General features: G+C 50.6%; 24 protein-coding genes. 16 read left to right on the top strand and 8 right to left on the bottom strand.

Annotated features, from left to right (window positions below):
* Positions 1 to 225: 225 nt before the first annotated feature.
* On the top strand, positions 226 to 687 hold the full coding sequence (locus tag KP814_RS23540; protein ID WP_216739060.1) for a methylglyoxal synthase: 462 nt from the start codon (positions 226 to 228) through the stop codon (positions 685 to 687).
* A gap of 200 nt (positions 688 to 887) precedes the next feature.
* On the top strand, positions 888 to 3,821 hold the full coding sequence (locus KP814_RS23535; protein ID WP_216739059.1) for an insulinase family protein: 2,934 nt from the start codon (positions 888 to 890) through the stop codon (positions 3,819 to 3,821).
* 69 nt (positions 3,822 to 3,890) lie between these two features.
* Here KP814_RS23535 and KP814_RS23530 read toward each other — a convergent pair whose 3' ends face one another.
* The gene (locus KP814_RS23530) at positions 3,891 to 4,709 is read right to left on the bottom strand and encodes a pyruvate, water dikinase regulatory protein (protein WP_216739058.1); all 819 of its coding nucleotides are present in this window, start codon (positions 4,707 to 4,709) and stop codon (positions 3,891 to 3,893) included.
* A gap of 426 nt (positions 4,710 to 5,135) precedes the next feature.
* Here KP814_RS23530 and ppsA point away from each other — a divergent pair, with 426 nt between their 5' ends.
* From ppsA to rraA, 3 genes are all read left to right on the top strand, one after another.
* The gene (gene ppsA, locus KP814_RS23525) at positions 5,136 to 7,466 is read left to right on the top strand and encodes a phosphoenolpyruvate synthase (protein ID WP_371824086.1); all 2,331 of its coding nucleotides are present in this window, start codon (positions 5,136 to 5,138) and stop codon (positions 7,464 to 7,466) included.
* A 108-nt stretch (positions 7,467 to 7,574) separates the two neighbouring features.
* Positions 7,575 to 8,252, top strand: coding sequence for an NAD(P)H-binding protein (locus tag KP814_RS23520; protein ID WP_216739056.1), 678 nt, complete (start codon positions 7,575 to 7,577; stop codon positions 8,250 to 8,252).
* 85 nt (positions 8,253 to 8,337) lie between these two features.
* Entirely contained in the window at positions 8,338 to 8,829 is a 492-nt protein-coding gene (gene rraA, locus KP814_RS23515; protein ID WP_216739055.1) for a ribonuclease E activity regulator RraA, read from the top strand.
* Between the two features lie 49 nt (positions 8,830 to 8,878).
* On the opposite strand, the gene KP814_RS23510 is transcribed toward rraA, so the two are convergent.
* The 4 genes from KP814_RS23510 to KP814_RS23495 form a co-directional block, all read right to left on the bottom strand.
* Positions 8,879 to 9,190, bottom strand: coding sequence for a PilZ domain-containing protein (locus tag KP814_RS23510; protein WP_241567020.1), 312 nt, complete (start codon positions 9,188 to 9,190; stop codon positions 8,879 to 8,881).
* A 369-nt stretch (positions 9,191 to 9,559) separates the two neighbouring features.
* Positions 9,560 to 10,219 (bottom strand): TIGR04211 family SH3 domain-containing protein, encoded by a 660-nt coding sequence (locus KP814_RS23505; RefSeq protein ID WP_216739054.1) that lies wholly within the window; start codon positions 10,217 to 10,219, stop codon positions 9,560 to 9,562.
* Positions 10,220 to 10,393: 174 nt separating this feature from the next.
* Complete coding sequence (locus tag KP814_RS23500) at positions 10,394 to 10,693, bottom strand: YciI family protein (protein ID WP_216739053.1); 300 nt, start codon at positions 10,691 to 10,693, stop codon at positions 10,394 to 10,396.
* A 47-nt stretch (positions 10,694 to 10,740) separates the two neighbouring features.
* On the bottom strand, positions 10,741 to 11,325 hold the full coding sequence (locus KP814_RS23495; protein ID WP_216739052.1) for a septation protein A: 585 nt from the start codon (positions 11,323 to 11,325) through the stop codon (positions 10,741 to 10,743).
* Positions 11,326 to 11,492: 167 nt separating this feature from the next.
* Between KP814_RS23495 and KP814_RS23490 the strand changes: the two genes are divergently transcribed.
* Together KP814_RS23490 and KP814_RS23485 are read left to right on the top strand one after the other, a co-directional pair.
* Complete coding sequence (locus tag KP814_RS23490) at positions 11,493 to 12,353, top strand: PHP domain-containing protein (RefSeq protein WP_216739051.1); 861 nt, start codon at positions 11,493 to 11,495, stop codon at positions 12,351 to 12,353.
* A 10-nt stretch (positions 12,354 to 12,363) separates the two neighbouring features.
* The gene (locus KP814_RS23485) at positions 12,364 to 13,533 is read left to right on the top strand and encodes a phosphatidylserine/phosphatidylglycerophosphate/cardiolipin synthase family protein (protein WP_216739050.1); all 1,170 of its coding nucleotides are present in this window, start codon (positions 12,364 to 12,366) and stop codon (positions 13,531 to 13,533) included.
* 41 nt (positions 13,534 to 13,574) lie between these two features.
* Here KP814_RS23485 and KP814_RS23480 read toward each other — a convergent pair whose 3' ends face one another.
* Complete coding sequence (locus KP814_RS23480) at positions 13,575 to 14,132, bottom strand: YecA family protein (protein ID WP_216739049.1); 558 nt, start codon at positions 14,130 to 14,132, stop codon at positions 13,575 to 13,577.
* A gap of 221 nt (positions 14,133 to 14,353) precedes the next feature.
* Positions 14,354 to 17,521 carry a ribonuclease E gene (gene rne, locus KP814_RS23475; protein ID WP_216739048.1) on the bottom strand — a complete coding sequence of 1,056 codons (3,168 nt, stop codon included), beginning with the start codon at positions 17,519 to 17,521 and terminating at the stop codon, positions 14,354 to 14,356.
* Between the two features lie 551 nt (positions 17,522 to 18,072).
* On the opposite strand from rne, the gene KP814_RS23470 reads away from it, so the two are divergent.
* From KP814_RS23470 to sppA, 3 genes are read left to right on the top strand one after another with little or no spacing between them, the layout of a single operon-like run.
* Positions 18,073 to 19,020, top strand: coding sequence for an RluA family pseudouridine synthase (locus KP814_RS23470; protein ID WP_216739047.1), 948 nt, complete (start codon positions 18,073 to 18,075; stop codon positions 19,018 to 19,020).
* 12 nt (positions 19,021 to 19,032) lie between these two features.
* The gene (locus KP814_RS23465) at positions 19,033 to 19,674 is read left to right on the top strand and encodes an HAD family hydrolase (protein WP_216739046.1); all 642 of its coding nucleotides are present in this window, start codon (positions 19,033 to 19,035) and stop codon (positions 19,672 to 19,674) included.
* 60 nt (positions 19,675 to 19,734) lie between these two features.
* Positions 19,735 to 20,724, top strand: coding sequence for a signal peptide peptidase SppA (gene sppA, locus KP814_RS23460; protein WP_216739045.1), 990 nt, complete (start codon positions 19,735 to 19,737; stop codon positions 20,722 to 20,724).
* Positions 20,725 to 20,780: 56 nt separating this feature from the next.
* On the opposite strand, the gene KP814_RS23455 is transcribed toward sppA, so the two are convergent.
* Positions 20,781 to 21,377 carry a nucleoside triphosphate pyrophosphatase gene (locus KP814_RS23455; protein ID WP_216739044.1) on the bottom strand — a complete coding sequence of 199 codons (597 nt, stop codon included), beginning with the start codon at positions 21,375 to 21,377 and terminating at the stop codon, positions 20,781 to 20,783.
* A gap of 126 nt (positions 21,378 to 21,503) precedes the next feature.
* Here KP814_RS23455 and KP814_RS23450 point away from each other — a divergent pair, with 126 nt between their 5' ends.
* The 6 genes from KP814_RS23450 (at position 21,504) to acpP (ending at position 25,353) form a co-directional block, all read left to right on the top strand.
* Entirely contained in the window at positions 21,504 to 22,025 is a 522-nt protein-coding gene (locus KP814_RS23450; protein ID WP_216739043.1) for a YceD family protein, read from the top strand.
* 47 nt (positions 22,026 to 22,072) lie between these two features.
* Positions 22,073 to 22,252, top strand: a complete 180-nt coding sequence (gene rpmF, locus KP814_RS23445) for a 50S ribosomal protein L32 (protein ID WP_011396041.1) — start codon at positions 22,073 to 22,075, stop codon at positions 22,250 to 22,252.
* Positions 22,253 to 22,263: 11 nt separating this feature from the next.
* Entirely contained in the window at positions 22,264 to 23,271 is a 1,008-nt protein-coding gene (gene plsX / locus KP814_RS23440; protein WP_216739042.1) for a phosphate acyltransferase PlsX, read from the top strand.
* A 72-nt stretch (positions 23,272 to 23,343) separates the two neighbouring features.
* A complete protein-coding gene (gene fabD / locus KP814_RS23435) occupies positions 23,344 to 24,261 on the top strand; it encodes an ACP S-malonyltransferase (protein ID WP_216739041.1) in 918 nt (305 codons plus the stop codon).
* Between the two features lie 13 nt (positions 24,262 to 24,274).
* A complete protein-coding gene (fabG, locus tag KP814_RS23430) occupies positions 24,275 to 25,006 on the top strand; it encodes a 3-oxoacyl-ACP reductase FabG (RefSeq protein WP_216739040.1) in 732 nt (243 codons plus the stop codon).
* 113 nt (positions 25,007 to 25,119) lie between these two features.
* Positions 25,120 to 25,353, top strand: coding sequence for an acyl carrier protein (gene acpP, locus KP814_RS23425; protein ID WP_011396045.1), 234 nt, complete (start codon positions 25,120 to 25,122; stop codon positions 25,351 to 25,353).
* Positions 25,354 to 25,356: the final 3 nt, after the last annotated feature.

Below are 25,356 nucleotides of genomic sequence, written 5' to 3'. Positions count from 1 at the left end.
AGCTGGAGCTGGAGCTGGAGCTGGAGCTGGAGCTGGAGCTGGAGCTGGAGCTGGAGCTGGAGCTGGAGACTCGCCGGCCGGCGTTTCGTTGTTGTTTTCGCTTGTCATAGAGTCTGGTCTTTGCCTTTGGGTTCTGACATATTCGTATAAAAAGCTACATCCGATCTGCCGATGTCAGCGTTTTAGCATGTATAGAATAAAGTCTGAAATAGTGGATGTAACTACATGACAGATCAAGTAAATCGCCCCAAGGGCGTCACCAGTGTCGCTCTTATCGCTCACGATAACAAAAAGGCCGACCTGATCGCCTGGGTGGAAAAAAATAGCGTTAAACTGAACAAATGTACAGTCTACGCGACGGGGACGACGGGAAAATTAATTGCTGAAAAAACGGGAGTAGATGTCAGGCGCTGCCATAGCGGTCCACTTGGTGGAGACCAGCAGATAGGCGCTTTGATCTCAGAGGGAAAAGTTGATTTGCTGATATTCTTCTGGGACCCGTTGGAGCCGATGCCGCACGACCCCGATATCAAGGCGCTGCTGCGTTTAGCGACCTTGTGGAATGTGCCCAGCGCCTGCAATTCGGCGACTGCTGACTTTTTGGTCAACTCAAACCTGTTTGAAGAATTTCTGCCGCAGCGCCCGGATTTCGACTCCTATCTCAACCGGGATGTTCCCAATAAATGATTGCCTGCCATAGGAATGCGCAATCGAGGAGATAGAAAGATATGTCGGGTACGGTATTCGGTAAATATCTGTTCTCTCTGTTACACTTGTTTCAATTGTCGTTCTCTGTAGGCGCGGTTTTGAGCGTATCGGCAGCCTTCAGGAGAGCGGCGCAAGGAATTAAAACTAACTCGACACTCGTAAAGATTGGCTGGAAATAAATGTCTGACTCGTTGTCTTTGGATATCGCCCATCCCACATTTGAATGCATTAGCCGGCGCAAAATAGATGCGTTGAAAATTGAGCTTCAGGAATTCCGGCATCTGAAAACCGGAGCCAGGCACTTTCACTTGAGTTCCGAGCAAAAAGAAAACGTCTTTCTGGTTGCGTTGCGCACAGTGCCGACGGATTCCACTGGCGTCGCCCATATTCTTGAGCACACAACGCTGTGCGGAAGCAAGAATTTCCCTGTGCGCGATCCGTTTTTCATGATGACCCGGCGTTCACTGAATACCTTTATGAACGCGTTCACCAGCAGCGACTGGACGGCTTATCCGTTCGCCAGTCAGAACCGCAAGGATTATTTTAATCTGCTGGATGTCTATTTGGATTCCGTGTTTTTCGCGAATCTGAATGAGTTGGATTTTGCGCAAGAAGGGCACCGCTTTGAGTTTGAAGAAGCGGAAAATCCCAATTCTGACCTAGTCTACAAAGGTGTTGTCTACAATGAGATGAAAGGCGCAATGAGTTCGCCGATGTCGCAATTGTGGGGGGCGGTCACCAAATATCTGTACCCGACATCCACGTATCATTTCAACAGCGGGGGAGAGCCTGACCATATCCCCGACCTGACTCACGAGCAACTGTTGCAGTTTTATCGTAAGCATTATCACCCCAGTAACGCCGTGTTCATGACCTTTGGCGATCTGCCGGCGAGTGAGCTGCAGAAAGTATTTGAAGACAAGGCGTTGCAACAGTTCGAGCGCTCTGACGATATTCCTGTGATTAGTGATGAAAAGCGTTACTTCTCGCCGATTCGCGTGCAAGAAGCCTATCCGCTGGCGGCGGAAGAAGAGTCCGCCTCCAAGTCACATATTGTTATGGGCTGGCTGTTGACGCCGAGCGGCGATCTTGAGCGCAATCTGGAAGCTCACCTGCTGTCCAATGTTCTGCTGGAAAACAGCGCATCTCCATTAATGCATGCACTGGAGACGACGGATTTGGGGCACTCTCCATCCGGCCTCTGCGGCTTGGAAGACTCCTATAAAGAAATGGCGTTTGTGTGCGGAATAGAAGGCTCTGAGCCTGAGCGCGCAGCAGCGTTTGAGTCTTTGGTCGTCGGCGTGCTGGAAAAAGTGTCGACGGAAGGCGTACCACTGGAGAAACTTGAAGCTGTGTTGCACCAGTTGGAACTGAGTCAGCGTGAGATTTCCGGCGATTCTTATCCTTACGGCCTGCAATTGATTCTGGCGGCCATGTCGCCTGCGCTGCAGGGCGTAGATCCTGCGGAATTATTGGACATTGATCCGGTGCTGGTGAAGTTGCGTGAGCGCATCAAGAACCCGGAATACATCAAGACTCTGGTGAAAGAGCTGCTGCTGGATAATCCACATCGCATTACTCTGACCTTGGCTCCAGATGCGCAATTGGAAGCTCAGCGGGAAAAATATACTCACGCTAAATTACAGGCCGTTAAGAGCCGTTTGTCGGATGAAGAAAAGCAGAAAATCGTCGCTCAGGCACAAGCGCTGAACGAGCGCCAGAATCAAAAAGACCCGGAAGATATTCTTCCTAAAGTGGGTCTGGATGATGTTCCTCTGGATATCGCGATTCCTGAGCCGGTCAAGGCTCAAGGCGTTCTACCGCTGACAGCGTATGCTCAGGGAACTAACGGCATAATCTATCATCAGGCTATTTTGCCATTGCCGGATCTGAGTGATGAGGAATTATCGCTGTTGCCGCTGCTGACTTTCTGTCTGGCGGAAGTCGGCGCTGGTGAGTGTTCCTATCTGGAGATGCAAGAGCGCCAATCCGCCTACACCGGCGGTGTTTCCTGTTATTGGGAGATTCGCGGCGAGGTGGCGGATGAACAGAAGTGCAAGGGCTTCCTGGTTGTTTCCGGCAAGGCGTTGCAGCGTAATCAGGCCGAGTTGATTGGTCTGATGAAAGAGTTTTTATATCAGCCGCGCTTTGATGAGCTGGATCGCATCAAGGAGCTGGTGGCGTTGCTGGCTTCCAGAAGGGAGCAGGGCGTTACCAGTAATGGTCACGGTATGGCGATGATGGCGGCGGCGAGTCGCTTAAGTCCTGCGGGGGCGATTGGTCACCGCACTGGCGGTTTGGCGGGCATTCAGTGGATCAAGGCGCTGGATAAATCCTTTGCGGATAAAGCGAAATTGCAGGCGTTTGCGGATAGTTTGAAGCAGTTGCACCAGAAGCTTATCGCCAATCCAGCGCAGTTTTTGAGCGTTGCAGAGCCAGCCAATTTGGATGCGTTCAATCAGGCTGCATTTGCAGGATGGGGTGAGGCTGCGTCTGATTCTGAAGTCAGTCTGCTTAACCTGCCTGCTACGCGAGAGCATTGTCAGGTGGGTTGGATCACCAACAGCCAAGTAAGCTTCTGCGCGAAAGTCTATGCGACGGTTCCCAGCGATCATGCCGATGCCGCGGCATTGACTGTATTGGGGCACTATCTGCGCAACGGCTTCCTGCATCGGGCGATCCGTGAGCAGGGCGGCGCCTATGGAGCCGGGGCGGGACAGGATAACGCCAACTCCGTATTCCGCTTCTACTCCTACCGCGACCCGCGGATAGAAGGGACGTTGAGCGACTTTGACGATTCAGTCACTTGGCTGCTGAATCGTGAGCACGACCCTGCTGAGCTTGAGCAGGCGGTGTTGGGCGTAGTGAGCAACATTGATAAGCCGCGCTCTCCTGCTGGCGAAGCGAAGTCCGCTTTCCATAGCGAGTTGTTCGGTCGCACGGCCGAGCAGCGGAAACAGTTCCGTCGTCGCGTGCTTGCTGTGACGATGGAAGATTTGGAGAGGGTGGCCAACACTTATCTGCTGAACAAAGAGGCCAGTGTGGCGGTGGTGGGTGGAGAGAACGCTAAGGATACTTTCACCAAGCTGAATCTGGCTATTCACAAGATATAAATCGCTACGCCTCACGGCGATGTAATGACATAGAAGCCCCGGCGACGCAGGTTGCCGGGGCTTTTTTTGTTAGCGAATACGGCGCTCGATGCCGGTCATCATCATAATTCGGGTGGATATTTCTTCAACGGAATAGTCGGTGGAATTGAGGTAAGGAATACGCTCGCGACGGTACATCAGCTCTACTTCTTCCACTTCATAATTACACTGCTTGATGGAGGCGTATTTGGAGTTGGGCTTGCGCTCATTACGAATGACTGCGAGACGCTCGGGGTCTATGGTCAGACCGAAAATCTTTTCGCGATAGCTGCGCAGCGATTCCGGCAGGCGCTGGTCAAGAATGTCGTCTTCGGTCAAAGGGAAGTTGGCCGCCTTGATGCCGTATTGCAGTGCAAGGTAAATGCAGGTGGGCGTTTTGCCGCTACGGGAGACGCCAACCAAAATGATGTCCGCCTCGTTGTAGTAGCGGATCCGGGCCCCATCGTCGTTCTCCAGGGCGTAGTTCATAGCGTCAATACGACGGTTGTAAGAGGAGTTGCTGACGATAGAGTGGGATTTGCCGACAGTATAAGTGGATTTTGATCCTAGTTCCTGCTCCAGAGGCTCCAGGAAAGTGCCAAAGATATCAATCATATACCCCTGGCTTTTGCGTATTTCAGCGCGAATTTCACTGTTTACGATGGTGTCGAATATGACGGGTTTATTGCCGTCTATTTCCGATGCTTTATCTATGCGTGCGACGGCTTTGCGGGCTTTTTCCAGTGAGTCGATATATGGCAGGGTGATCTTTTCAAATTCTATGAATTCAAACTGCGCCAGCAGACTCTGTCCCAAGGCTTCGGCGGTAATGCCTGTGCCGTCGGATATAAAAAATGCGGTTCTTTTCATGAAGTTTAACCTGCTCAAAGCATATAAAAGGCGGAAGTAATAGTTAGTTATGATTTAAATGTATCTGTGCGTTTCCTTTGTCGCGAGTCCCGCCGCCGACAAGACTGGTCTGGAATGCCGCAATCGAAAGACTTGATCGTAATCGCCTAATTGCTAATTGTCTTCCTGTATTGTTGGGTGCAGAGCCCAGTATACAGATGCTAGACTACGCCGGATAAGTCGCTTATAAAGTGAATCACAAATAAGATTAGGCATAAACATCATAGGGATGGCTGCTACTTGTAGTTATCTCGGTAAACGGTTACAACTGTGTGGCGCCGCTGAGCTATGATTTGCGACATGCTTCGTAGTTTGACGCCAAACGCTATGATTTGACTAGGGAGAAGCACCTTGGAAGATTACATCATTTGGTTTGAAAGCCTGGGTATGGGCGATATCGACAAAGTGGGGGGAAAGAACGCCTCACTTGGCGAGATGATCAGTAACCTGGCCCATGCCGGGGTTACCGTTCCGTTGGGGTTCGCCACTACCGCTCACGCTTATCGTGAGTTCCTCCAAACCGAAGGATTGGATAAGCGCATTCATGATGAGCTGGCCAAGTTGGATGTGAACGATGTGGTAGCGTTAGCGGAAACCGGTTCCCGTATTCGCCAATGGATTACTGACACTCCTTTCCCCAAGCAGTTGGATGAAGCGATCGCCTCTGGCGTCGCTAAGTTGCAAGAAGGCAATCAGAATATGGCGGTGGCGGTTCGTTCCTCCGCTACTGCAGAAGACCTGCCGGACGCCTCTTTCGCAGGCCAGCAGGAAACATTCCTGAATATCGTTGGCGTCGAAAATATTAGACACGCAGTGAAAGAAGTTTTTGCGTCGCTGTTTAATGATCGCGCTATTTCTTACCGCGCCCACCATGGTTTTGAACACAGTCACGTGGCGTTGTCTGCGGGCATTCAGCGCATGGTGCGCAGCGAATCCGCATCCAGTGGAGTTATGTTTACCCTGGATACGGAGTCAGGCTTTAAAGATGTTGTGTTTATCACTGCATCTTACGGTCTGGGCGAAACGGTTGTGCAGGGCGCCGTGAATCCTGATGAATTCTATGTTCACAAGCCCACTTTCGAAGCCGGTCGTCCCGCTGTACTGCGTCGCAATCTGGGCAGTAAAGCCATCAAGATGGTGTATGGCGATCACGGCTCCGCCGGCAAGTCCGTGCAAACGGTGAATGTTGATCAGGAAGATCGTGGTAAGTTTTCCCTGACTGATGCGGAAATTTATGAGCTGACGCGTCAGGCGTTGGTTATTGAAAAGCATTACGACCGTCCGATGGATATCGAGTGGGCGAAAGACGGCGACGACGGCAAGCTGTATATCGTACAGGCGCGCCCTGAAACCGTTAAGAGCCGCGCTTCCGCCGTCATGGAGCGTTACCTGTTGAAAGAGAAGGGTAAAGTGCTTTGTGAAGGTCGTAGTATCGGTCAGAAAATCGGAAGCGGACCGGTTCGCGTCATCACCAATATCTCCGAGATGGATAAGGTTAAGGATGGCGATGTCTTGGTCACAGATATGACCGATCCGGATTGGGAGCCTGTAATGAAGCGTGCTTCCGCCATCGTGACGGATCGCGGCGGTCGTACCTGTCATGCGGCGATTATCGCCCGTGAGTTGGGTATCCCAGCGGTCGTCGGTTGTGGAGACGCGACCGAGTTGTTGAAGGACGGCGTCAATGTGACGGTATCCTGCGCCGAAGGCGATACCGGTATGATCTATGAAGGTCTGCTGGACTTTGAATTGCAGAAAAACAGCGTTGAATCCATGCCAAAACTGCCGTTCAAAATCATGATGAACGTCGGTAACCCGGATCGCGCGTTTGACTTCCAGGCGTTGCCCAATGAGGGCGTGGGTCTGGCGCGTTTGGAGTTCATCATTAACCGTATGATCGGCGTGCATCCCAAGGCGCTGTTGAACTTTGACACCCTTCCTCGCGATGTTAAGCAGGTCGTGGAGAAGCGCATTTCCGGTTATTCGTCTCCGGTCGATTTCTACATTGAGAAACTGGTTGAGGGCATTTCAACACTGGCGGCGGCGTTTTATCCGCAGCGCGTCATCGTGCGTTTGTCTGACTTCAAGTCCAATGAATACGCTAACCTGATCGGCGGCACCATCTATGAACCGGAAGAAGAAAACCCCATGTTGGGCTTCCGTGGCGCCTCCCGTTACATTTCGGACTCTTTCCGCGACTGTTTTGAGTTGGAATGTCGCGCGCTGAAGAAAGTGCGTAATGAAATGGGCTTCACCAACGTAGAGATCATGGTTCCGTTTGTGCGAACTGTGGGCGAAGCCAAGCAGGTAGTTGAGCTGCTTGAACAAAATGAACTGCGTCGCGGCGACAACGGTCTGCGTCTGGTCATGATGTGTGAGTTGCCTGCCAATGCGCTATTGGCTGAACAGTTCCTGGAATACTTCGATGGCTTCTCCATCGGTTCCAATGACCTGACTCAGCTGACCCTGGGGTTGGACCGCGATTCCGGTATTGTGGCGCACCTGTTCGATGAGCGTAACGATGCGGTATTGCGTCTGCTGTCCATGGCTATACAGGCCTGTAAGAACGCGGATAAATACATCGGTATTTGTGGGCAAGGTCCATCCGATCATCCTGATTTCGCTAAGTGGCTGATGGATCAGGGTATCGATAGCGTCTCTTTGAACCCTGACTCTGTGATGGATACCTGGTTCTTCCTGGCGGAAAAACACGCGTAACGACAGCGTTAGGTATATTCGCAAAGCCGGCTGATGCCGGCTTTTTGCGTTTAGGGATTGGGTTGCTGTCTTATCAAGTGCAACTGGGAATTGGATAAAGGAGACTAAATGGTGGATGGGAAGCGCGGCGCTTTGATATTGGGGGCGAGTGGCCTTGTCGGTGGATTATGTCTACGTCGCCTGCTTGCTTCAACGTGCTATGGGCAAGTTACTGCGATTGTGCGTCGCACTCTTGAAGTGGAAAGCGAAAAATTGGTTCAGAGAGTGGTTAATTTTGATCGATTGGAGCAAGAGCTGACGGATATAAGTGCGGATGACGTATTTTGCTGTCTTGGTTCGACCATTAAAAAGGCGGGCAGTCAGGAAGCTTTCAGTCAGGTCGATTACGCCTATCCTGCTGCTGCGGCTCATGCGATGAAGCGTAATGGCTCCAGTCACTTTTTGCTGGTATCGGCTATAGGGGCGTCAGAAAAGTCGCTGTTTTTCTACAATCGCGTCAAGGGAAAGGTTGAGCGAGCGGTGCTGGAAGAAGGCTTTCCTTTTGTGACGATATTCAGGCCTTCGTTGCTGCTTGGTGAGCGTCACGAGTCTCGATTTTTGGAGGGCGTGGGCGTCAAGGCGGCGGCATGGCTGAATCCGCTGATGCAAGGTCCGCTCAGAAAGTATGCCGGACTGGATGCAAATAAACTGGCGTACCGTATGGTTCATGAAGCGGAACAAGCTTTAACTACAAACCGACCACCTATACTGACGCTTGAATCCGATTGTCTGCAAAAGGTTCTCTAAAAGGCGGTCTTGGCCGTTTAAGTTTCTTGGTAAAAACCTTCTAATAATACTTCTGCACTTTCATAAAAATAGGGAGCACTAATAAGTGAAATATGTCACTCCAGATTTATGCGACGCATATCCACAGCTGGTTAAAGTGGTTGAGCCAATGTTTCAAAATTTCGGAGCCAGGAGTTCATTTGGCGGAGAAATTGTGACGGTTAAGTGTTTTGAGGATAACTCTGTCGTCAAGCAGCAGGTGGATCAACCAGGGCATGGTAAGGTTATGGTGGTGGACGGTGGCGGCTCCAAAAGGGCGGCGCTATTGGGAGATATGCTGGCGGAGAAAGCAGCGGCCAACGGATGGGAGGGGATCATTATCTACGGATGCATCCGGGATGTTGATGTGATTCGCCAAACTGATCTTGGCGTTCAAGCATTAGGTACTCATCCCATGAAAACGGATAAGAGGGGAATCGGCGATTTGAATGTGGACATTACATTTGGCGGCGTCACATTTAAACCCGGCCATTATATTTATGCAGACAATAATGGCGTGATTGTATCTCCAGAGCAGCTAAGTATGCCTCAAGAGTAGTTGAGCCAAAGGAAACAAAAAAGGCGTCGAGTGACGCCTTTCATGGATATCAATTGACGACCTTGGTGATCTCTACGCCTATGACGTATCTGTCCTCAGATACAGGCGTACATCTGATTACTCGGACGATGGTCTCAAAAGAAGGAAATGCCTCGTTGGACGAGGGGAGGGACGTTTGAAATTCTGCGCCCTCGGCGAACGGCTCACCAATTTCGATGGACATTCCTGCCCCACTCAGGTCTTTACAAACCCCTGTTAAGCTTCTGCCAGTGTCGGCGATAGTCAACACAATTTCTGAGTCGACTTTCATACGGATGAAATCACGTTTCTCGCTGTAATCGCGCATAGTTGTCAGTCTCATCGCGGCCTCACTTATTGTTATTGGGTCCTTAGTTTTATACGCTGCTAAAAAGGACCTGTCAAAGCTGGATTTGTTATAAGTTGGCCTATTGGTAGAACATTTGGTATGTGCTATTGAATCAAGGCACTATATATTGATAGCATGAAAACCTTTCCCCCCTTTCAAGCACACCCGCTTCCATTATTCCGGACGCGTTTTCAGCTCACTGTGATATAAAAAATATAGTGATGAAAGTATCCGGTTATAAAAGGCTTTAATAAAAAAGCAAACGTTTGTCTGCTTCCTTATATATGAATAGTGTAGCACTCGTCCGCAAACATACTCGGATGTTATTGCGGACGAGTTTTCAGGGAAGGGGGTAGATAAGCGTTACCAGCCGGCTTTCTTCTCTCTTTTAAACATGGGGACAATCAGGGCGATAATGACCCCAAGCAACACCAGTCCACCGCCCAATAGCATCTTGTCGCGCTCGTCGCTGTCTTTCAGGCGCAAATTTTCTGCAGAGAGCAATTCCACTTCGTTTTTCAGCTTCTCATTGCTTTCTCTAAGTTCGCGATTACGAGTATCCAGAGCGATGGCGTTCTCAGAAATGCGTTTGATATTGCTAAGCTCCAATTGGAGTTCTTTGTTGGACTTTTCCAGTTGCTCCCGAGCGCCGCCGAGGTTGGAGTTTTCGCCTTTGATCTGGCTGTATTCGTTCTGCAGGTCGTTAAATTTCTGCTGTAGCGCGGTATATTGCTGAGTCATTCTGTTGAGCTTATCTCTGGCGACAGGCTCATTGATCAAAAAGCGGGTGGGCAGCCAGCCTTCAATGCCTTCAGGGGTGCGGATAAGGCTGTATCCAGACTCGGCGTTGGTTTGCAGATGCTCCACCGGCGTGCCGCTTTTTACGCCTTTGTGAACGATACGAAACTCTAGTCCCTGACCGCTTCTCAACGGAGCGTACATGGTGTCGTCAATGTATTTCGTATCTGCAAATGCAAATGAGGAAATTAGCAAACCGGCTAATAAAAGCGCTTTTTTTCCCACGTTGTTATTCCTAAGTAGTATGCGGTGACATTGTTGGAAAGCCCGGGCGCATTTGTATCATTGTCTCAGTTTGAGTTGACCCTGCCTCCCGCTTTAAATAGCGGCAGTGTTAGTCGAATGTTTTTTAAACTATATCGACAGGGTAGTGCAAGCGCCCAGAGCGTTTGGTTGTTCTCAGGGCAATACTTTTTTGAATGGCTTGACGGTGACTTTCTCGTACACGCCCGCTTTTATATAGGGGTCTGCGTCCGCCCAGGCTTTGGCGTCTTCCAATGATGGGAACTCCGCTATCACCACGCTTCCGCTGAAACCGGCCGGTCCCGGGTCCATGGCGTCAACATGCGGAGTGGGGCCGGCGAGGATGAGGCGGCCCTGTTCTTTCAATGTTTCCAGACGCTGCAAGTGGTCTGGTCTTGCCTGCATTCTGTCTTCCAGGCTGTTGGCTTTATCTTCTGCGTAAATGACGTAGAGCATTGTGCGACTCTTGATTCTTTGAGGTATGTTGGAAGTTTCTTTGTTAACTAAAAGGACTTGTTATCGCCATTACCTGTAGCGCTATCGGATGGCGCTGGCTCGTCCTCTTCCATGTGGCGGCTGATGTAAACGCCCTGCATCAATGCGAAAACCAGGGACAAACCGAGCATGCCGAATAGCTTAAAATTAACCCATTGGTCTTGGGTGTAGTGGTAGGCGACATACAGGTTGAGTCCCCCCAATAGGGCATTAAAAATTACCCAGGAATAATTCAGTTTGGACCATGCATGCTGCGGAAGGCTGATATTCGCCTCCATCATGCGCTGGTAAAGGTTCTTTTTGCTTACCCAGCCGCCAATCAGAAATACGACGGCCAGCAACCAGCACACTACGCTGGGCTTCCACTTAATAAATGTGTCGTCTTTAAATAGAATCGTTGCGCCCCCCAGTATCACGACGATAACAAGGGCGAATAAATGCATCTTTTCCACTTTCCGGTATTTAAACCAGGAGAAGGCGACTTGTGCGGCGGTGGCGGGTATAAGCGCGGCGGTGGCGGTGACGATATCGTTAGTCGTTTTATAGACCACGAAAAAAAGAATGATCGGAAAAAAATCAAATAACAGTTTCATAGATAGCCGTGTCGTTTGGCGACGATCAGTCAGGACCGTCGGCGTTGTTGTCTCCCACAATGACGCAAGTTTAGGCGTGCGGAGAACTTTTTTAATTAGAACTTAAATTAGACGAGATGATACTGTATTTTCTACTAGCGTTGTACTTTAGGGTTTTGTAACCATTTATGCAGATTGTCAATCACGACTTCGATCTTCACTGTCACACCACCGCTTCGGATGGCTCCCGAAGTCCAGCAGAGCTGCTGGAGCTAGCTGTAAGTCGGGGGCTGACAACTTTAGCAATTACTGATCACGATACAGTGGAAGGGATGCGCTCATTGATGGATGCGTCACTGGATAAGGCGCTGGGGATCAGGTTGATTGCCGGTACGGAGTTTTCATGCCTGTGGCAGGGAATGACGATACATATGCTGGCGTTTGATTTTGATCTGGAAGGCAGTGAAGTCGCTGCGCTGTTGGAAAAGCAGAAAACACGTCGTTTGGATCGCGCCAGAGTGATCGCCGATAAACTGGAGAGAAAGCTAAAGATCGCTGATTTGTACGCCCGGGCGGAAACGTTTGCAGAAAGTGGAGTGCCGGCTCGTCCGCACTTTGCTCAGGCGTTGCTGGAAATGGAGGCGGTTGAATCAATCGATGTGGCTTTCAAGAAATATCTGGGCGCAGGAAAAATTGGCGATGTGAAGCTGTATTGGCCGGACCTGGAAGAAGTTCTTACCGCTGTGAAGCGCAGTAAGGGATACAGTTCTCTGGCGCATCCTTTCAAATACAAAATGACTGCTACGAAACTGCGGCGTCTGATGGCGGAAATTAAAGCCTGCGGCGGAGATGCGGTGGAGGTCTCGGTGCCCGACATCAACTCTGGCGAGTTTGGCTGGATTCAGCAAGAGGCTGGAAAGCTTGGATTGGCGCAATCCGCAGGCAGCGACTATCACGGCGCTATGATGCCTTGGCGTCAATTGGGTCGATTTCCCAAGATGGCTCAATCTTTACCTAGCCTCATTGACGTCTTGCGCGCTCGACAATAAATGAACTCTCATGGATAGATGCAAGGTTGTCGGAGACAACGCTTTCGGTTTCAGTATTGGGCATATTGAAATACTGCATGCGCTGCATCAGGCGCTTTCCTCCGCTCGTCACTACATATTTATTGAAATGTATTTGATGGAGAGGGGGCGGGCCTTTCAATGGGTGTATGCCTTATTGGAAGAAGCGTCGAATCGTGGGGTGCAGATATTTTTACTGCTGGACGACTTCGGTTCCCGCGCCGTGTTACGCGACCTCTTTTTATCTCACGCCTTGCCGGCGAATATTCATGTTGCTGCATACAACCCTATAAATTATCGACGTTGGACTCGAAACTTCCATAGAGATCACCGCAAGCTGGTGTTAGTGGATGGCGAGGTGGCGTTGGTGGGTGGTTTTGGGATTACGGACGATTTTTTCCCGCAAACTCCAGATCCGGGCGGGCCCTTGCCAGAAGAGACTATCGAATCTAATGATCAAGAAGCCAAGCCGGCTTGGCTGGATGTGGCTGTGACCATCTCGGGCCCGGTGTTGGCGGACTGGGATAGGGGCTTTAGGGAAATCTGGCGTGAAAGCAGCGAGATAATACTCCCCTTGGGCCGTGCGGCAGTTAAAGGTGGAGAAATGGCTGGGCGCGCCGCCTTTGGTTGGGGGTGGCGAAAGCAGGACATCGTGCGTGAATTGCTGAGCCGCATTAAGCGCTCACATGGAAGTTTGCAGATCATTACGCCTTATTTCGTTACGTCTTGGCGGGTCAGGCGCGCTCTGCGTTGGGCGGCGCGACAAGGCGTTAAAGTGCAGATTATTGTTCCGGGGCTGACGAGTGATCATCCGGGGGTAACCTACGCCGCGCGGCGCCATTATCGTTCTTTGCTGCGAGCTGGGGTGGAGTTGTTTGAATATCAGCCGACGTTTATTCATGCCAAGGTGTATATATGCGACGACTGGTGTTCGATTGGGTCATTCAATCTTGATCATTGGACGTATCGTTGGAATCTGGAAGCGAATCAGGAAGTATGGAATGCAGAATTTACGACTCAAGTGGCGGGCTTTTTCGAGCAGTGTCGTAGAAAGAGCAGGGCGGTAACCTTGGTCTCCCTGAATAAGATGGGCTGGTATAGTCGGTTGATGGTCTATTTGATGGGAAAATTAGACGAACTGCTGATTCGATTTCTGAGGTAGCGCAGCCCTCAATAAGGTTTGAGAGCTGCCTGAAAACAAGCTTATTGCTTTGCGTGATAGAGCAGGTATAGATCGGTCAGATTCTCTGGGATCTGGTCCGCCATTTCCGCCATCAGTTTGTCATTGTGTTTTATGTCCTCGAAGTCTTCATCCTCGAAGAGTTCGGAGTGCGCCATCATAGGAAGCAGCAATGACGCCACCGCGGCTTCGTCGTAGCCTTCAAACCACAGCTTTTCATTGCTCAGGAAGCCTTCAATAAATCCAGCAGACCAGTTAGCGAGAGCGTCTTCGTCGTCAAAGATTTCCTCTGGCACAGAGACGTTTTCCTCGCTGTGAAGTTGCTGCTCGATGTGCTTAAACAGTCTCAGAATGGCTTGTTTGATTTCCTCAAGCTCTTGGCTCTCCAGTTGGCAGGAGCCGTCGAGGATAAGGCGTAGCCACTCATTGACGTCCGCGTCCGCCGGACCAACGGCAAATGCGCTCAAGAGACCGTGAATCCCAAATAGATCCAGGTTTTCTTCTTCTTGATCGTTGTCGAACAACAGTGACTCAAGATGGTCGATTTCCTGGGAGGTAAAGGGAAAAGCTTCGGATTGCATGACGGGTTCCTTAGAGGACGCTTTGAATCAGTCTAATTTATGCCGATAGCGGATGCTACAGCAAAAATGTGAAGTATTAATATCCGCATTTTGCACTGACATAAGCGCTCCGTTTATAACGGTTTTCGCTGTGTCTCGGTCGGAACCTGGGAGCAAAAAGCGAGACGCCGACGGCAGGCGTTGCAGCCTGCCGTCGGCGTATTGTGCCAGCTATGGCCAGCTTAGGCTTGTGAAGCCTTGCTGTCCTGAGATGAAGGTTTGTCTTCAGCCTTTACGTCAGCGACAGTCGCCTCCGGGGCGCTGGGAGCGCTCTTGGGAGGTTCAGCCTCCTCGCGAGGTTTCTCCGCCACCGGCGCTTTTTGGGGCTGCTCAGGCTCTTTCGCTTCCATCTTGGATTCGATGGTTGCCGCTTCGGGAGCTTTTGGGGCCGCCATTGGCTGGGGGGCGGAAGCGCCTGCCGAGTTATTGCTGGTTTGAGTCTTCTGAGCCTGTATGCGCTTGCGCACCTCTCGAGGATCGTTGAAGGCTCGCTTAGGCTCCTCTTCGGACTCTGCTGCAGTTGTAGCTGGTTTGTCGGAATGTTTCTTCTCGGCAGTTGGCGCTGGCGCCGCTTTGTCTGCACTTTTATCCGCTACCGTCGCTGTGTCTGGCTTGGCCTCTGTGGGTGCCTCTTTCTTTGGTTGCTCAACAGCAGGTTTAGCTACGCTCTCCTCTTTCTTGTCTTCCTTGCTCTTGGCTTCTGCAGAGATGCTGTCCGCCTCTGGCGCACTTGCTTTTGCTCGTGCTACAGGCTTCTCTACCTGACTCTCTTTGGGCGCTTCCTCTGATTTAGCTTCCGCAGCCTCACGCTTGGGGCGGCGTGTTTTGTTGCGAGGGTCGTTTTCCGCACGGCCTCTGCGCGCAGGTTTTTCCTGCTCGCCTTCGCTCTGCTGTTTGACTTCTGCACCATCATCCTTGCGTTGACGTGTGTCTGCATCGAGCTGTTTCGCCGGCTGCTCTGAAGCGCGCTCCTGTGGCGCTTTGCCAGGCTCGACAGCGTCACTGGACTGTGCTGACTGCTGAGTAGGCGCTGCGCCTTTCTCTTCCGTCTTTGGTTGCGATGGGCGAGCTTTGTCGGTGGTTTCTACTTCAGCGATTGCTTCAACAGATTTGTTCCATACTTCTTTGGCGATTTCAGACTTTACGGGCTCGTCTGTGACGTTAGTGGCTACGACGGGAGTGCGACGTTCTGCAGTCTCTTCGGCCACTTTCTCCTGAGTTTCAGGCTTGTCTTGGCGCTCAGGTCTGTCCTGACGCTGTGGGCGGGGAACTGGCTTGCCGGAGGAGCGGTCGCGTCTTGGACGACTAAACTCCGACTTTTCCTGGCTGCCTGAGTCTGCTTTCGCTGATTCGTTGCGGCCTCTTTGCTCGCGTGGAGTATCGCCCTTGCTGGGGTCGCGATCTCGTTGACGTCTATCTTTCTGTCCGTCGTTACGTTCGTTGCGTTCGTTGCGTTCGTTGCGGCGCTGGTTGCGGTCGTCATTGCGGCCACGGTTGCCGCGACGATTATCCTGTCCGCCATCTCGGGATTCGGCTTGACGGTTGTCCTGGCGTTGATTGTCGCGTTGGCCATCTTGACGATCACGCACTTTAACTTTTCTGCGGCCGGCGTCTTTGTCTTGTGACGTTTGCGGAGATTCTGCAACCGTGATTTTAAGGTCGCTGTCTTTCTTCTCGCCAGAGAACATTTTTGACACTTTCTGACGCAGGCGCTTCAGCAAGCCAACTTCTTCGCTTGGAGCGGCAGGCGTAGAGGTTGGCACAATGGTTTTCACCGCGGCTTCCTGGCGTACAACTTCTTTGTGCAACAGGCTTTCAACCGGGTTTTTCTCTTCCATTTCAGGCTTAACGTTGTAGCTGATCTCGCTAACATTGGCGTTATCGTCCCGGATTCGCTGAACTTCGAAGTGAGGGGTGTCCATATGCGAGTTGGGAACTACAATCACTTTCACGCCATGGCGCTTTTGCGTTTTGGCCAGGTTCTCGCGCTTTTCATTAAGCAGGTAGGTGGCGACGCTGATAGGGCAGATTGCGCGAACTTCAGCTGTGCGCTCTTTAAATGCTTCCTCTTCAATCAGGCGCATGACGGATAGCGCAAGAGACTCCACGCCACGAATCGAACCCTGGCCTTTACAACGGGGGCACATCTCGTTACGGGTTTCGCCTAATGATGGGCGCAAACGCTGACGTGACATTTCCAGTAAGCCAAAGCGGGAAATTTTGCCGATTTGCACGCGAGCGCGATCCAACTCCAGTGCTTCTTTTAGGCGGTTCTCCACCTCGCGCTGGTTCTTGTTGGGCGTCATGTCGATAAAGTCGATAACAATCAGGCCGCCGATGTCGCGAAGGCGTAGCTGGCGTGCGATCTCGTCCGCTGCTTCCAGGTTGGTTTGCAGCGCGGTCTCTTCAATGTCGCCGCCTTTGGTGGCGCGAGCAGAGTTGATATCGATGGAAACCAGGGCCTCGGTTGGGTCGATAACAATAGAGCCGCCTGATGGCAGTTTTACTTCTCTCTGGAACGCGGTTTCGATCTGGCTTTCAATCTGGTAGCGATTGAATAGCGGGATGTCATCCTGATACAGCTTGATGCGGTTTTCGAAGTTTGGCATCACCGCTTTTACAAAGTTAAGCGCGTCCTGGTGTACTTGTGGGTGGTCGATCAGAACCTCGCCAATATCCTGGCGCAAGTAGTCGCGGGTGGCGCGGATAACTACGTTGCTCTCCTGATAGATCAGGAAAGGCGCGGGCTTGCTATCCGATGCGTGACGGATGGAGTCCCAGAATTGCAGCAGGTAGTCCAAATCTCTTTGCAGCTCTTTGGAGGAGCGGCCAACGCCTGCAGTGCGAATAATCAGTCCCATATCTTTGGGAACTGTCAGGCCTGACATGGCGTCTTTCAATTGGTCGCGATCATCGCCTTCAATGCGACGAGAGATGCCGCCTGCACGAGGGTTGTTCGGCATTAGCACCAAATAGCGGCCAGCCAGGCTGATGAACGTCGTGAGCGCTGCGCCTTTATTGCCGCGCTCTTCTTTGTCCACCTGGATGATTATTTCCTGGCCTTCCTGCAGCAAATCTTTGATGTTCATCTTGCCGCCTTTTTGCGGCTGACTCTTGAAGTATTCGCGGGAAATTTCTTTCAGGGGCAGGAAGCCGTGGCGCTCTGCGCCGAAGTCTACGAAGGCGGCCTCAAGGCTGGGCTCTATGCGGGTAATTTTGCCTTTATAGATATTGGATTTTTTTTGCTCGCGGGTGCCGGATTCAATGTCCAGATCGTACAGTTTTTGTCCGTCAACGAGGGCTACACGCAACTCCTCTGGTTGAGTTGCGTTGATCAACATTCGCTTCATTTATGTTTTTGTCCCACTCAGTGTTCTGTGGGCGCCAAAAACCGCTTAAGCAAGTCGGAACGGTGATGCGTGAGGCCACAGCGGAGGTGTGCTGGTGGACCATGGGATGGGATCATCCGGGTCAACCATAGAGTTACAGATTGTGCCTCTATTGTGCGAGCCGTACATTATCTATGTGTGCGCCGTGTCGTCACTAGTTTTCCATCCTCTTTTATAATCAGAGGATGGGCGGGAAGGTGATTGACCCTACCGCGGGAATTCGTTCCGCCTGGATATGCGTCTCTCGGCGCCGTTTTATCGGTTGCCAGTCTGATTACAGCATATAGGCTTGGAGTCAACGCTCGGTTTATAACCCGTGTTCAACTCTGTATAATCTCTTCGCGCCTGATGTTATGTCATCGCTCAGCTATTCGGATGCTAAATGGCCTACCTTTTTTCCGCCGAGTTAGCGCCTTGAAAATATAGCAGTTAAACCACTGGCATTCAATCACGTTTGTTTTGTCCGGTTTTTATCCAAGAATATTTGCGGTTTACGCCAGAGTTAAATATTTGTGACTAAATTAGATGGCGGGGCCGGCGTCGGCGCCCGAGTTGTTACTATCGATAGTGGGTCTGACGGACAACGCCTGGATAACTTTCTGGTGCGAGAGTTGAAAGGCGTACCGAAGGGGAAGATATATAAAATAATTCGCAAGGGAGAGGTGCGGGTTAATAAAGGGCGATGCAAGCCCGAGACAAAGTTGAAAGATGGCGATCAGGTTCGAATTCCTCCCATTCGAGTATCGGAAAGCGATAACTCAGAACCTGTCATACCTGCTGGCTTGATTGAATTGGTCTCGCAGTCAACGCTGTTTGAGAATGACGAACTGCTTATTATAAATAAGCCGTGCGGCGTAGCGGTACACGGTGGAAGCGGTGTTAGCTTCGGCGTCATTGAAATACTTCGCGCTGCACGCCAGGACTTACGTTTTCTAGAGTTGGCTCATAGACTTGATCGCGATACGTCTGGTGTTTTGGTATTGGCGAAAAAGCGCCGGGCCTTGGTGCAGTTTCATGATATGTTGAAAACGGGCAGGGTTGAGAAGATCTATCACGCTTGGGTGTGTGGTAAGTGGCCCAAGCACAAGTCAGTGATAACCGCTCCGTTGAAAAAGAACGTCCTGCGCTCAGGGGAGCGTGTGGTGAGTGTTAGTGAAGATGGCAAGGCCAGTGAAACGCGCTTTAGAGTGTTGTATTCCGGGACGGGGCGATCTTTGGTTGAGGCGCAGCCAATTACAGGTAGAACGCATCAGATTCGTGTGCATGCGAAATTTGCCGGACACCCCATTATCGGCGATGACAAATACTGCGACTCAGAAACGAATAAGGTCTATCGGGATATGGGGGTTAAAAGGCTCTGCCTGCATGCTTATTCGTTGCGCTTGAGTTGGCTTGATCGGCCAGAGCAAAAAATTGTATGTGAGTGGGATGAGGATCATTCTCCTGCGCTGAGAAGTTGACGTCTAAATCATATGTATAAGTTGCTGATATTCGACTGGGATGGAACTTTGGCTGACTCCACTTCTCATATTGTGGACTGTCTGGAGGTGGCCAGTAAAAAAATGCAGGCGCCTTTTCCGGGAAGAGAGGCGGCCAAGAATATAATCGGGCTTGGTCTGTCTGAGGCGATTGTCGAGTTGTTTGGTGTCGAAGATCAGATGTTTGTCGATGGCTTCAAAGAAGCGTATTCGGCGCAATTTCTGTTGGCTGAAATAACCCGGAGTGGACTGTATCCGGGTGTTATCAGTATGTTAGATGGTTTGCGTGATGCTAAATATCTGACTGCGATTGCGACGGGTAAGAGTCGACGTGGTATGGATAGAGCGCTTAATGCGATGGATATGAGTGACTACTTTGATGCTGTCAGATGTGCGGACGAGACACGCTCCAAGCCAGATCCGCTCATGTTGCAGGAGTTGTTGGATGAGTTTTCGCTGCAGCCGCATGAGGCGGTGATGGTAGGGGATACGGAATACGATATGGAGATGGCTATGCGGTTAGGTATGGATCGTATAGCAATGTCTCATGGCGCTCATCAAGTTTCCCGGTTGCAAAAATATCGGCCGGTAGCGGTCGCGGATAATGTGGCTGAATTACAGAAACTGTTTCTGTGATGGCCTTGTAGTTGTGACTATGGATGTTAAGACCAAGCTAGCAGGTGTGTAAAAACGAATATGTTTGAAAATTCTGAAGATAAAGCTATGCAGGAATCTGCTGGGCAACCAGGAAATCAAAAAGAGTGGCGTCTTATTGAAAAAATGGTGATGAGTTCTCTCAATGAGCAGCGCAAGGCGCGTCGTTGGGGGATCTTTTTTAAGTCGCTGACTTTTTTGTACTTGTTTTTCATTGTGATTGCTCTCAGTCCGGGAGTAGGTAAAAACGTTGCTGCGCGTACAGAGCCTCATACTGCTGTCATTGAAGTGAATGGTGTTATTGCGGCCACTGAAGAAGCTAATGCGGACGCCATCGTGTCTGCGTTAAGGGATGCATTCGAAGAAGAGACGGCTAAAGCGGTTATCCTGCGTATCAATAGTCCAGGTGGGAGCCCGGTGCAGGCAGGTTATGTGTACGATGAGATCGGGCGCCTGAAGAGTGAGCATCCAGATAAGAAAGTGTATGCGGTGATTATGGATATCGGCGCTAGCGGGGCTTATTACATCGCGGCCGCGGCGGATGAAATTTATGCTGATAAGGCGAGTCTTGTGGGGTCTATTGGTGTGACCGCATCCGGCTTTGGGTTTGTTGATGCGATGGATAAGTTGGGTGTCGAGCGCCGAATCTTCACCGCAGGTGAGCACAAGTCCTTTTTGGATCCATTTGTGCCAGTAAAAGAGGATGAGCGTGAGCTGTGGCAGGGTGTGTTGAATACAACGCATAAGCAGTTTATTGAGCAGGTTGAGAAAGGTCGGGGCGATCGCATCCATAAAGATAATCCGTTGCTATATTCCGGAATGATTTGGAGTGGCGAACAAGCCTTGGGCTTGGGATTGATTGATGGTCTGGGCAGTTCTGGTTATGTTGCCAGAGAAGTTGTGAAAGCGGAGAAGCTTATTAACTATACGCCGAAGCGCAACCCATTTGATGAACTGCTTGGGAAGCTGGGCGTAAGTGTTGGTAAAGGTGTGGCCCAGGCGGTGTTGGGCTCAGGGCCTCAGCTTCATTAACGTTATGGTCGGGCGCTTTGCCTGAATTTAAGTAAGTGCTGCAATGTAAAGAGGGGTTACGGTATGCGTAACCCCTCTTTTTTGAGTAGGGTAATCAGGTCGATTAGGGGGAGGCCAATGAGTGTGTTGGGGTCTTTTCCTTCTATTTTTTCAAATAAGCTAATCCCCAGTCCTTCGACTTTGAAGCTGCCAACGCAGTCGTAAGGCTCTTCGAGCTCCAGGTAGCGCTCGATTTCCTCTTTAGATAACTCTCTGAAATAAACGGTTTGCCAGTCAACACATGTTCTTGTGGTGTTGAGTCTGGTGTTTATTAGTGCTACCCCGCTATAAAAGGTTACTGATTTTCCGGAGCAGGCGGTCAATTGTTTGATGGCGTTGGTTTTGTCGCCTGGCTTTCTGAGTAATTGTCCGTCAAGTGCGGCTGTTTGGTCGGAGCCAATTATTAAGTGGTCTGGAAACTGTTTGCGGAGACTTTCTGCTTTTTCTTTCGCGAAGTTGATGGCTATATCTTTGGGGTGGCTGTTTGGTGTCGTGCTTTCGTCAAAGCATGGGGCGGCTTGTTGGAAGTTTAGGTTTAGTTTTTGTAGCAGTGCGGCCCGGTAAGGAGAGGTCGAGCCTAATATAATAGAAGGAGGTGTGTTTTTATTCGTCATTTTTGGAGTGTGAGCTTTGTGATTCAGGGCGAATAATCGTTTTGCGGCTCTTTTATCGCTTTAATTCCGTGATTTTGCAATCATCTCTTTGACTTTGTTTGGGCGCATCACTAGAATTGCGCGCTTATGAAAAAGCCTGGTATTCCGGAATTGGTAGATCCCTACAAAATGTGTGAGAAAGAACTCACGCTTGAAGGGGTTATTTTGGCTAAAGCACTCCCCAGATATGCGGATCAACTGGCCGGTGGCGCAACTGATAGTGATCAGGTTGAAGCGTCGGCTCGTTTTAGGCGTGATGAGCAGGGCTCCAGAGTAGCGTATATTGTATATTCTACTTTGGCGAGATTAACCTGTCAGCGATGTTTGGGTGAGGTTGGGCTGAAAATTAACGGTGAAACTACCTTCGCCTTTTTAGGTTCCGAATCTGAGTTAGATCAGTTACCGCGTTCCTATGAGCCAGTCCTTATGGAAGGGAGCGAGGTTAACCTGCTCCAGGCAATTGAAGACGAGCTGCTGCTGAGTTTGCCCATGTTCGCTTATCATGAAGATGAGCACTGTAGCGGTGAGTTAAACGAAATTAAGGGGCAGGCGTCCGAGACAAAGGCTGATAATCCTTTCTCGGTGCTGGGCGACCTGTTAAAAAAGTAGACCTGTTTTATTAGTTTTAGCGAAAGAGCTAGCTCAGGAGAATTGCAATGGCTGTTCAACAGAATCGTAAATCCCGTTCACGTCGCGGCATGCGTCGTTCACATGATGCATTGTCTTCAGCGGCGTTGTCTATCGACCCGACTACTGGCGAGAAGCATCGTCGTCACCACGTTACTCCAGACGGATTCTATCGTGGCAAGAAAGTGGTTGAGGTTTCTCAGGACTAAGAAGCCCTGTCTTGGAACGCAATATAACAGTTGCGGTCGATACGATGAGTGGGGACTTCGGTCCCTCCATCGTGATTCCTGCTGCATTAAAATGCATCAAAAATAATCCCTTCGTAAGTTTGATTTTGGTTGGCGATGAAGCTGAGCTAAGAAGCCTGCTTCGCAATCAGCCTACCTCTCCCCGTATATCAATCGTTCATGCTCCTGACGTTGTCCGTATGGATGACCGTCCCAGTCATGCGCTTAGGAAAAAGCAGCAGTCTTCTATGGCTGTGGCGCTATCATTGGTACGGCAAAAGGCTGCTCATGCCTGTGTGAGTGCGGGCAATACCGGGGCCTTGATGCTGTTGGCTAGATCGATTCTGAAAACGCATCCTGGGGTGGATCGTCCCGCCATTGTGAAGCGCATTCCATCGCCTAAAAATCGCTGTTATGTGTTGGATTTGGGCGCCAACGTTGATTGCACGGCTGAGCATTTGTACCAGTTTGCCCTTATGGGGTCCGCTTTGGTTGAGGCTCTGGAAGGTAAGCCTGAGCCGAGGGTGGCGCTTCTGAATGTGGGAGAAGAGGAAATCAAGGGGAATGAGCAGGTGCGGCTGGCTTCCCGTATGCTGGCGGAGTGTGAGTCGGTTAACTACATTGGCTACGTAGAAGGCGGGGATATATTTAAAACCATTGCTGATGTGGTGGTGTGTGACGGCTTTGTTGGCAATGTTGCTCTGAAAGCTGGCGAAGGGGTGGTGGAGCTGATAATCGGTATGGTCAAAAGCGTGTTTGATCGTAATTGGTACAGTCGTTTGGTTGGATATGCTGCGTTGCCAATGTTTCGCAAACTTCGCGACTTAGTGGACCCCTCTCGTCATAACGGTGCAAGTCTAATTGGGCTTCAGGCGACTGTGATTAAAAGTCATGGCAATGCACGAGAGATAGGGTTCCTTAGTGCGCTGGAGCAGGCTATTTTTGAGGCGCAGAAAGGTGTGCCCGAGATGATAAACGCCCGCCTTGACGAGCTTATATGACGCTCTGATGCAAGTTGTAATACAACTTTGATCTAATTACTCCGTTTAACTGTATTTGAGTATTCTAAGCCGATGAACACTGCTATCTTATTTCCAGGGCAAGGGTCGCAAAGCATTGGGATGTTATCTGATCTCAATCAGGCGTTTCCATCAATTGCCGAAACATTTCAGGAGGCGTCCGACGCCTTGGGTTATGACCTCTGGTCTTTAACTCAAAACGGGCCCGAAGATCAACTCAATAAAACCGAAATTACGCAACCTGCTATTCTGACTGCTAGTGTCGCCCTATGGCGGCTATATCAGCAGAAAGTGAATCCTTCCGTTGCCTTTATGGCGGGCCACAGTCTTGGTGAATATAGCGCCTTGGTCGCCGCTGGCGTCATTGGGCTGCAAGAGGGCGTGAAGCTGGTTCAGTTGCGTGGCCAACTTATGCAGAAGTCTGTCGAAGGGCAAGCGACGGCCATGGCTGCGATTTTAGGATTGGATGACCAGGCCGTGATTGACGGTTGTCGCGAAGCGGCTGCCGGAGAGTGCGTTGAGGCTGTGAATTTCAACTGCCCGGGACAAGTGGTTATAGCGGGAACGGAGTCTGCTGTAGAAAGGGCTATTGTGGCGCTCAAGGAGAAAGGTGCGAAGCGTGCATTGAAGTTGGCTGTAAGTGTGCCCTCCCATTGTGCGCTGATGAGGCCGGCCGCGGAGCAATTGGCGGAGCATATCGGCTCTATGGCGTTTAACAAGCCGTCTATACCTGTTGTCCAGAACGTGGGGGCGAGGTCTGTCGATGATCTTGCCGAACTCAAAGACAATCTGATCAAACAATTATTTTCTCCTGTTTTGTGGACGCAGAGCGTTCAACATATGAGTGAGGAAGGCGTGGACAGCTATGTAGAGTGCGGTCCAGGCAAAGTCTTGGCGGGTCTGGTTAAGAAAATTGATCGCGCCGCTTCCATTCAATCGCTATCAGACGCAGAAGTCTGGAACGCGTTATAGAAGGACTCCCATAATGGATAAAGTAGCCTTGGTGACTGGTGCTTCCAGAGGTATCGGCAGCGCCATTGCGGACTCGTTGGCGAAAGCGGGTTATATCACAATTGGTACGGCCACCTCTGAAACCGGCGCGGCGGCGATTACCGAGCGCTTGAGCGCTATCGGTAAGGGGGCGGGAAAAGTGTTGGACGTGGCTTCAGATGAATCCATTGCTCAGTGCCTCAAGTCAATTGAAGAAGAATTTGGCGCTCCGGCTGTGTTGATTAATAATGCAGGCATTACCCGGGATACCTTGATCATGCGTATGAAAGATGAGGACTGGGATCAAGTGGTTCAGACCAACTTGAGTTCAGTCTTTCGCATGAGCAAGCTGGTAGTGAAAAGCATGATGAAGGCGCGTTGGGGTAGAATTATCAATATTAGCTCCGTGGTTGCCTCAATGGGGAATGCGGGGCAGGTAAACTATGCCGCCGCCAAAGCGGGGATTGAAGGGTTTACGCGCTCTCTTGCAAAAGAAATTGGCGCTAGAGGGATTACAGTTAATGCGATTGCGCCTGGCTTTATCGAGACGGATATGACCAGCGAATTGCCTGAGGCCCAGAAAGAGGCCTTGCTGAGCGCTATTCCTTTGCAGCGCCTTGGTAAGCCATCTGAAATTGCTGAAGTGGCTTCATTTTTGGTTTCTGACGCCGCCGGCTATATTACCGGTGAGACCATCCATGTAAACGGCGGCATGTATATGGGTTAAGTTTGCGCCGCCGCGCTATGCGGTGCGTGAACTTTAGCTTGATTAATTAAATAGGGTTCAACTAGACTAGCACGCGATTAAGTGCTTGGTTATGAAATAAGAGTGAGGAAATTATGAGTACTGTCGAAGAGCGCGTTAAGAAGATTGTTTGTGAGCAGTTGGGAGTTAAAGAAGGCGACGTTCAACTGACTTCCAAGTTCGTTGAAGATCTCGGTGCTGACTCTCTGGATACTGTAGAGCTGGTAATGGCGCTTGAAGAAGAATTCGAGACCGAAATCCCAGACGAAGAAGCAGAGAAGATCACAACTGTTCAAGACGCTATCGACTACATCTTGGCTAATCAATAAGAA

The organism is Hahella sp. HN01, from assembly GCF_018986435.1.
Taxonomy (GTDB): Bacteria; Pseudomonadota; Gammaproteobacteria; order Pseudomonadales; family Oleiphilaceae; genus Hahella.
The sequence above is the reverse complement of the archived record's forward strand: the minus strand, read 5'-3'. Positions and strand labels throughout refer to the sequence as shown.

Coding starts and splice junctions, on each gene's coding strand:
- KP814_RS23540 (WP_216739060.1), top strand. CDS start 226: ATGACAGATCAAGTAAATCGCCCCAAGGGCGTCACCAGTGTCGCTCTT.
- KP814_RS23535 (WP_216739059.1), top strand. CDS start 888: ATGTCTGACTCGTTGTCTTTGGATATCGCCCATCCCACATTTGAATGC.
- KP814_RS23530 (WP_216739058.1), bottom strand. CDS start 4,709: ATGAAAAGAACCGCATTTTTTATATCCGACGGCACAGGCATTACCGCC.
- ppsA (WP_371824086.1), top strand. CDS start 5,136: ATGGGCGATATCGACAAAGTGGGGGGAAAGAACGCCTCACTTGGCGAG.
- KP814_RS23520 (WP_216739056.1), top strand. CDS start 7,575: ATGGTGGATGGGAAGCGCGGCGCTTTGATATTGGGGGCGAGTGGCCTT.
- KP814_RS23510 (WP_241567020.1), bottom strand. CDS start 9,190: ATGAGACTGACAACTATGCGCGATTACAGCGAGAAACGTGATTTCATC.
- KP814_RS23500 (WP_216739053.1), bottom strand. CDS start 10,693: ATGCTCTACGTCATTTACGCAGAAGATAAAGCCAACAGCCTGGAAGAC.
- KP814_RS23495 (WP_216739052.1), bottom strand. CDS start 11,325: ATGAAACTGTTATTTGATTTTTTTCCGATCATTCTTTTTTTCGTGGTC.
- KP814_RS23490 (WP_216739051.1), top strand. CDS start 11,493: ATGCAGATTGTCAATCACGACTTCGATCTTCACTGTCACACCACCGCT.
- KP814_RS23485 (WP_216739050.1), top strand. CDS start 12,364: ATGGATAGATGCAAGGTTGTCGGAGACAACGCTTTCGGTTTCAGTATT.
- KP814_RS23480 (WP_216739049.1), bottom strand. CDS start 14,132: ATGCAATCCGAAGCTTTTCCCTTTACCTCCCAGGAAATCGACCATCTT.
- rne (WP_216739048.1), bottom strand. CDS start 17,521: ATGAAGCGAATGTTGATCAACGCAACTCAACCAGAGGAGTTGCGTGTA.
- KP814_RS23465 (WP_216739046.1), top strand. CDS start 19,033: ATGTATAAGTTGCTGATATTCGACTGGGATGGAACTTTGGCTGACTCC.
- sppA (WP_216739045.1), top strand. CDS start 19,735: ATGTTTGAAAATTCTGAAGATAAAGCTATGCAGGAATCTGCTGGGCAA.
- KP814_RS23455 (WP_216739044.1), bottom strand. CDS start 21,377: ATGACGAATAAAAACACACCTCCTTCTATTATATTAGGCTCGACCTCT.
- KP814_RS23450 (WP_216739043.1), top strand. CDS start 21,504: ATGAAAAAGCCTGGTATTCCGGAATTGGTAGATCCCTACAAAATGTGT.
- rpmF (WP_011396041.1), top strand. CDS start 22,073: ATGGCTGTTCAACAGAATCGTAAATCCCGTTCACGTCGCGGCATGCGT.
- fabD (WP_216739041.1), top strand. CDS start 23,344: ATGAACACTGCTATCTTATTTCCAGGGCAAGGGTCGCAAAGCATTGGG.
- fabG (WP_216739040.1), top strand. CDS start 24,275: ATGGATAAAGTAGCCTTGGTGACTGGTGCTTCCAGAGGTATCGGCAGC.
- acpP (WP_011396045.1), top strand. CDS start 25,120: ATGAGTACTGTCGAAGAGCGCGTTAAGAAGATTGTTTGTGAGCAGTTG.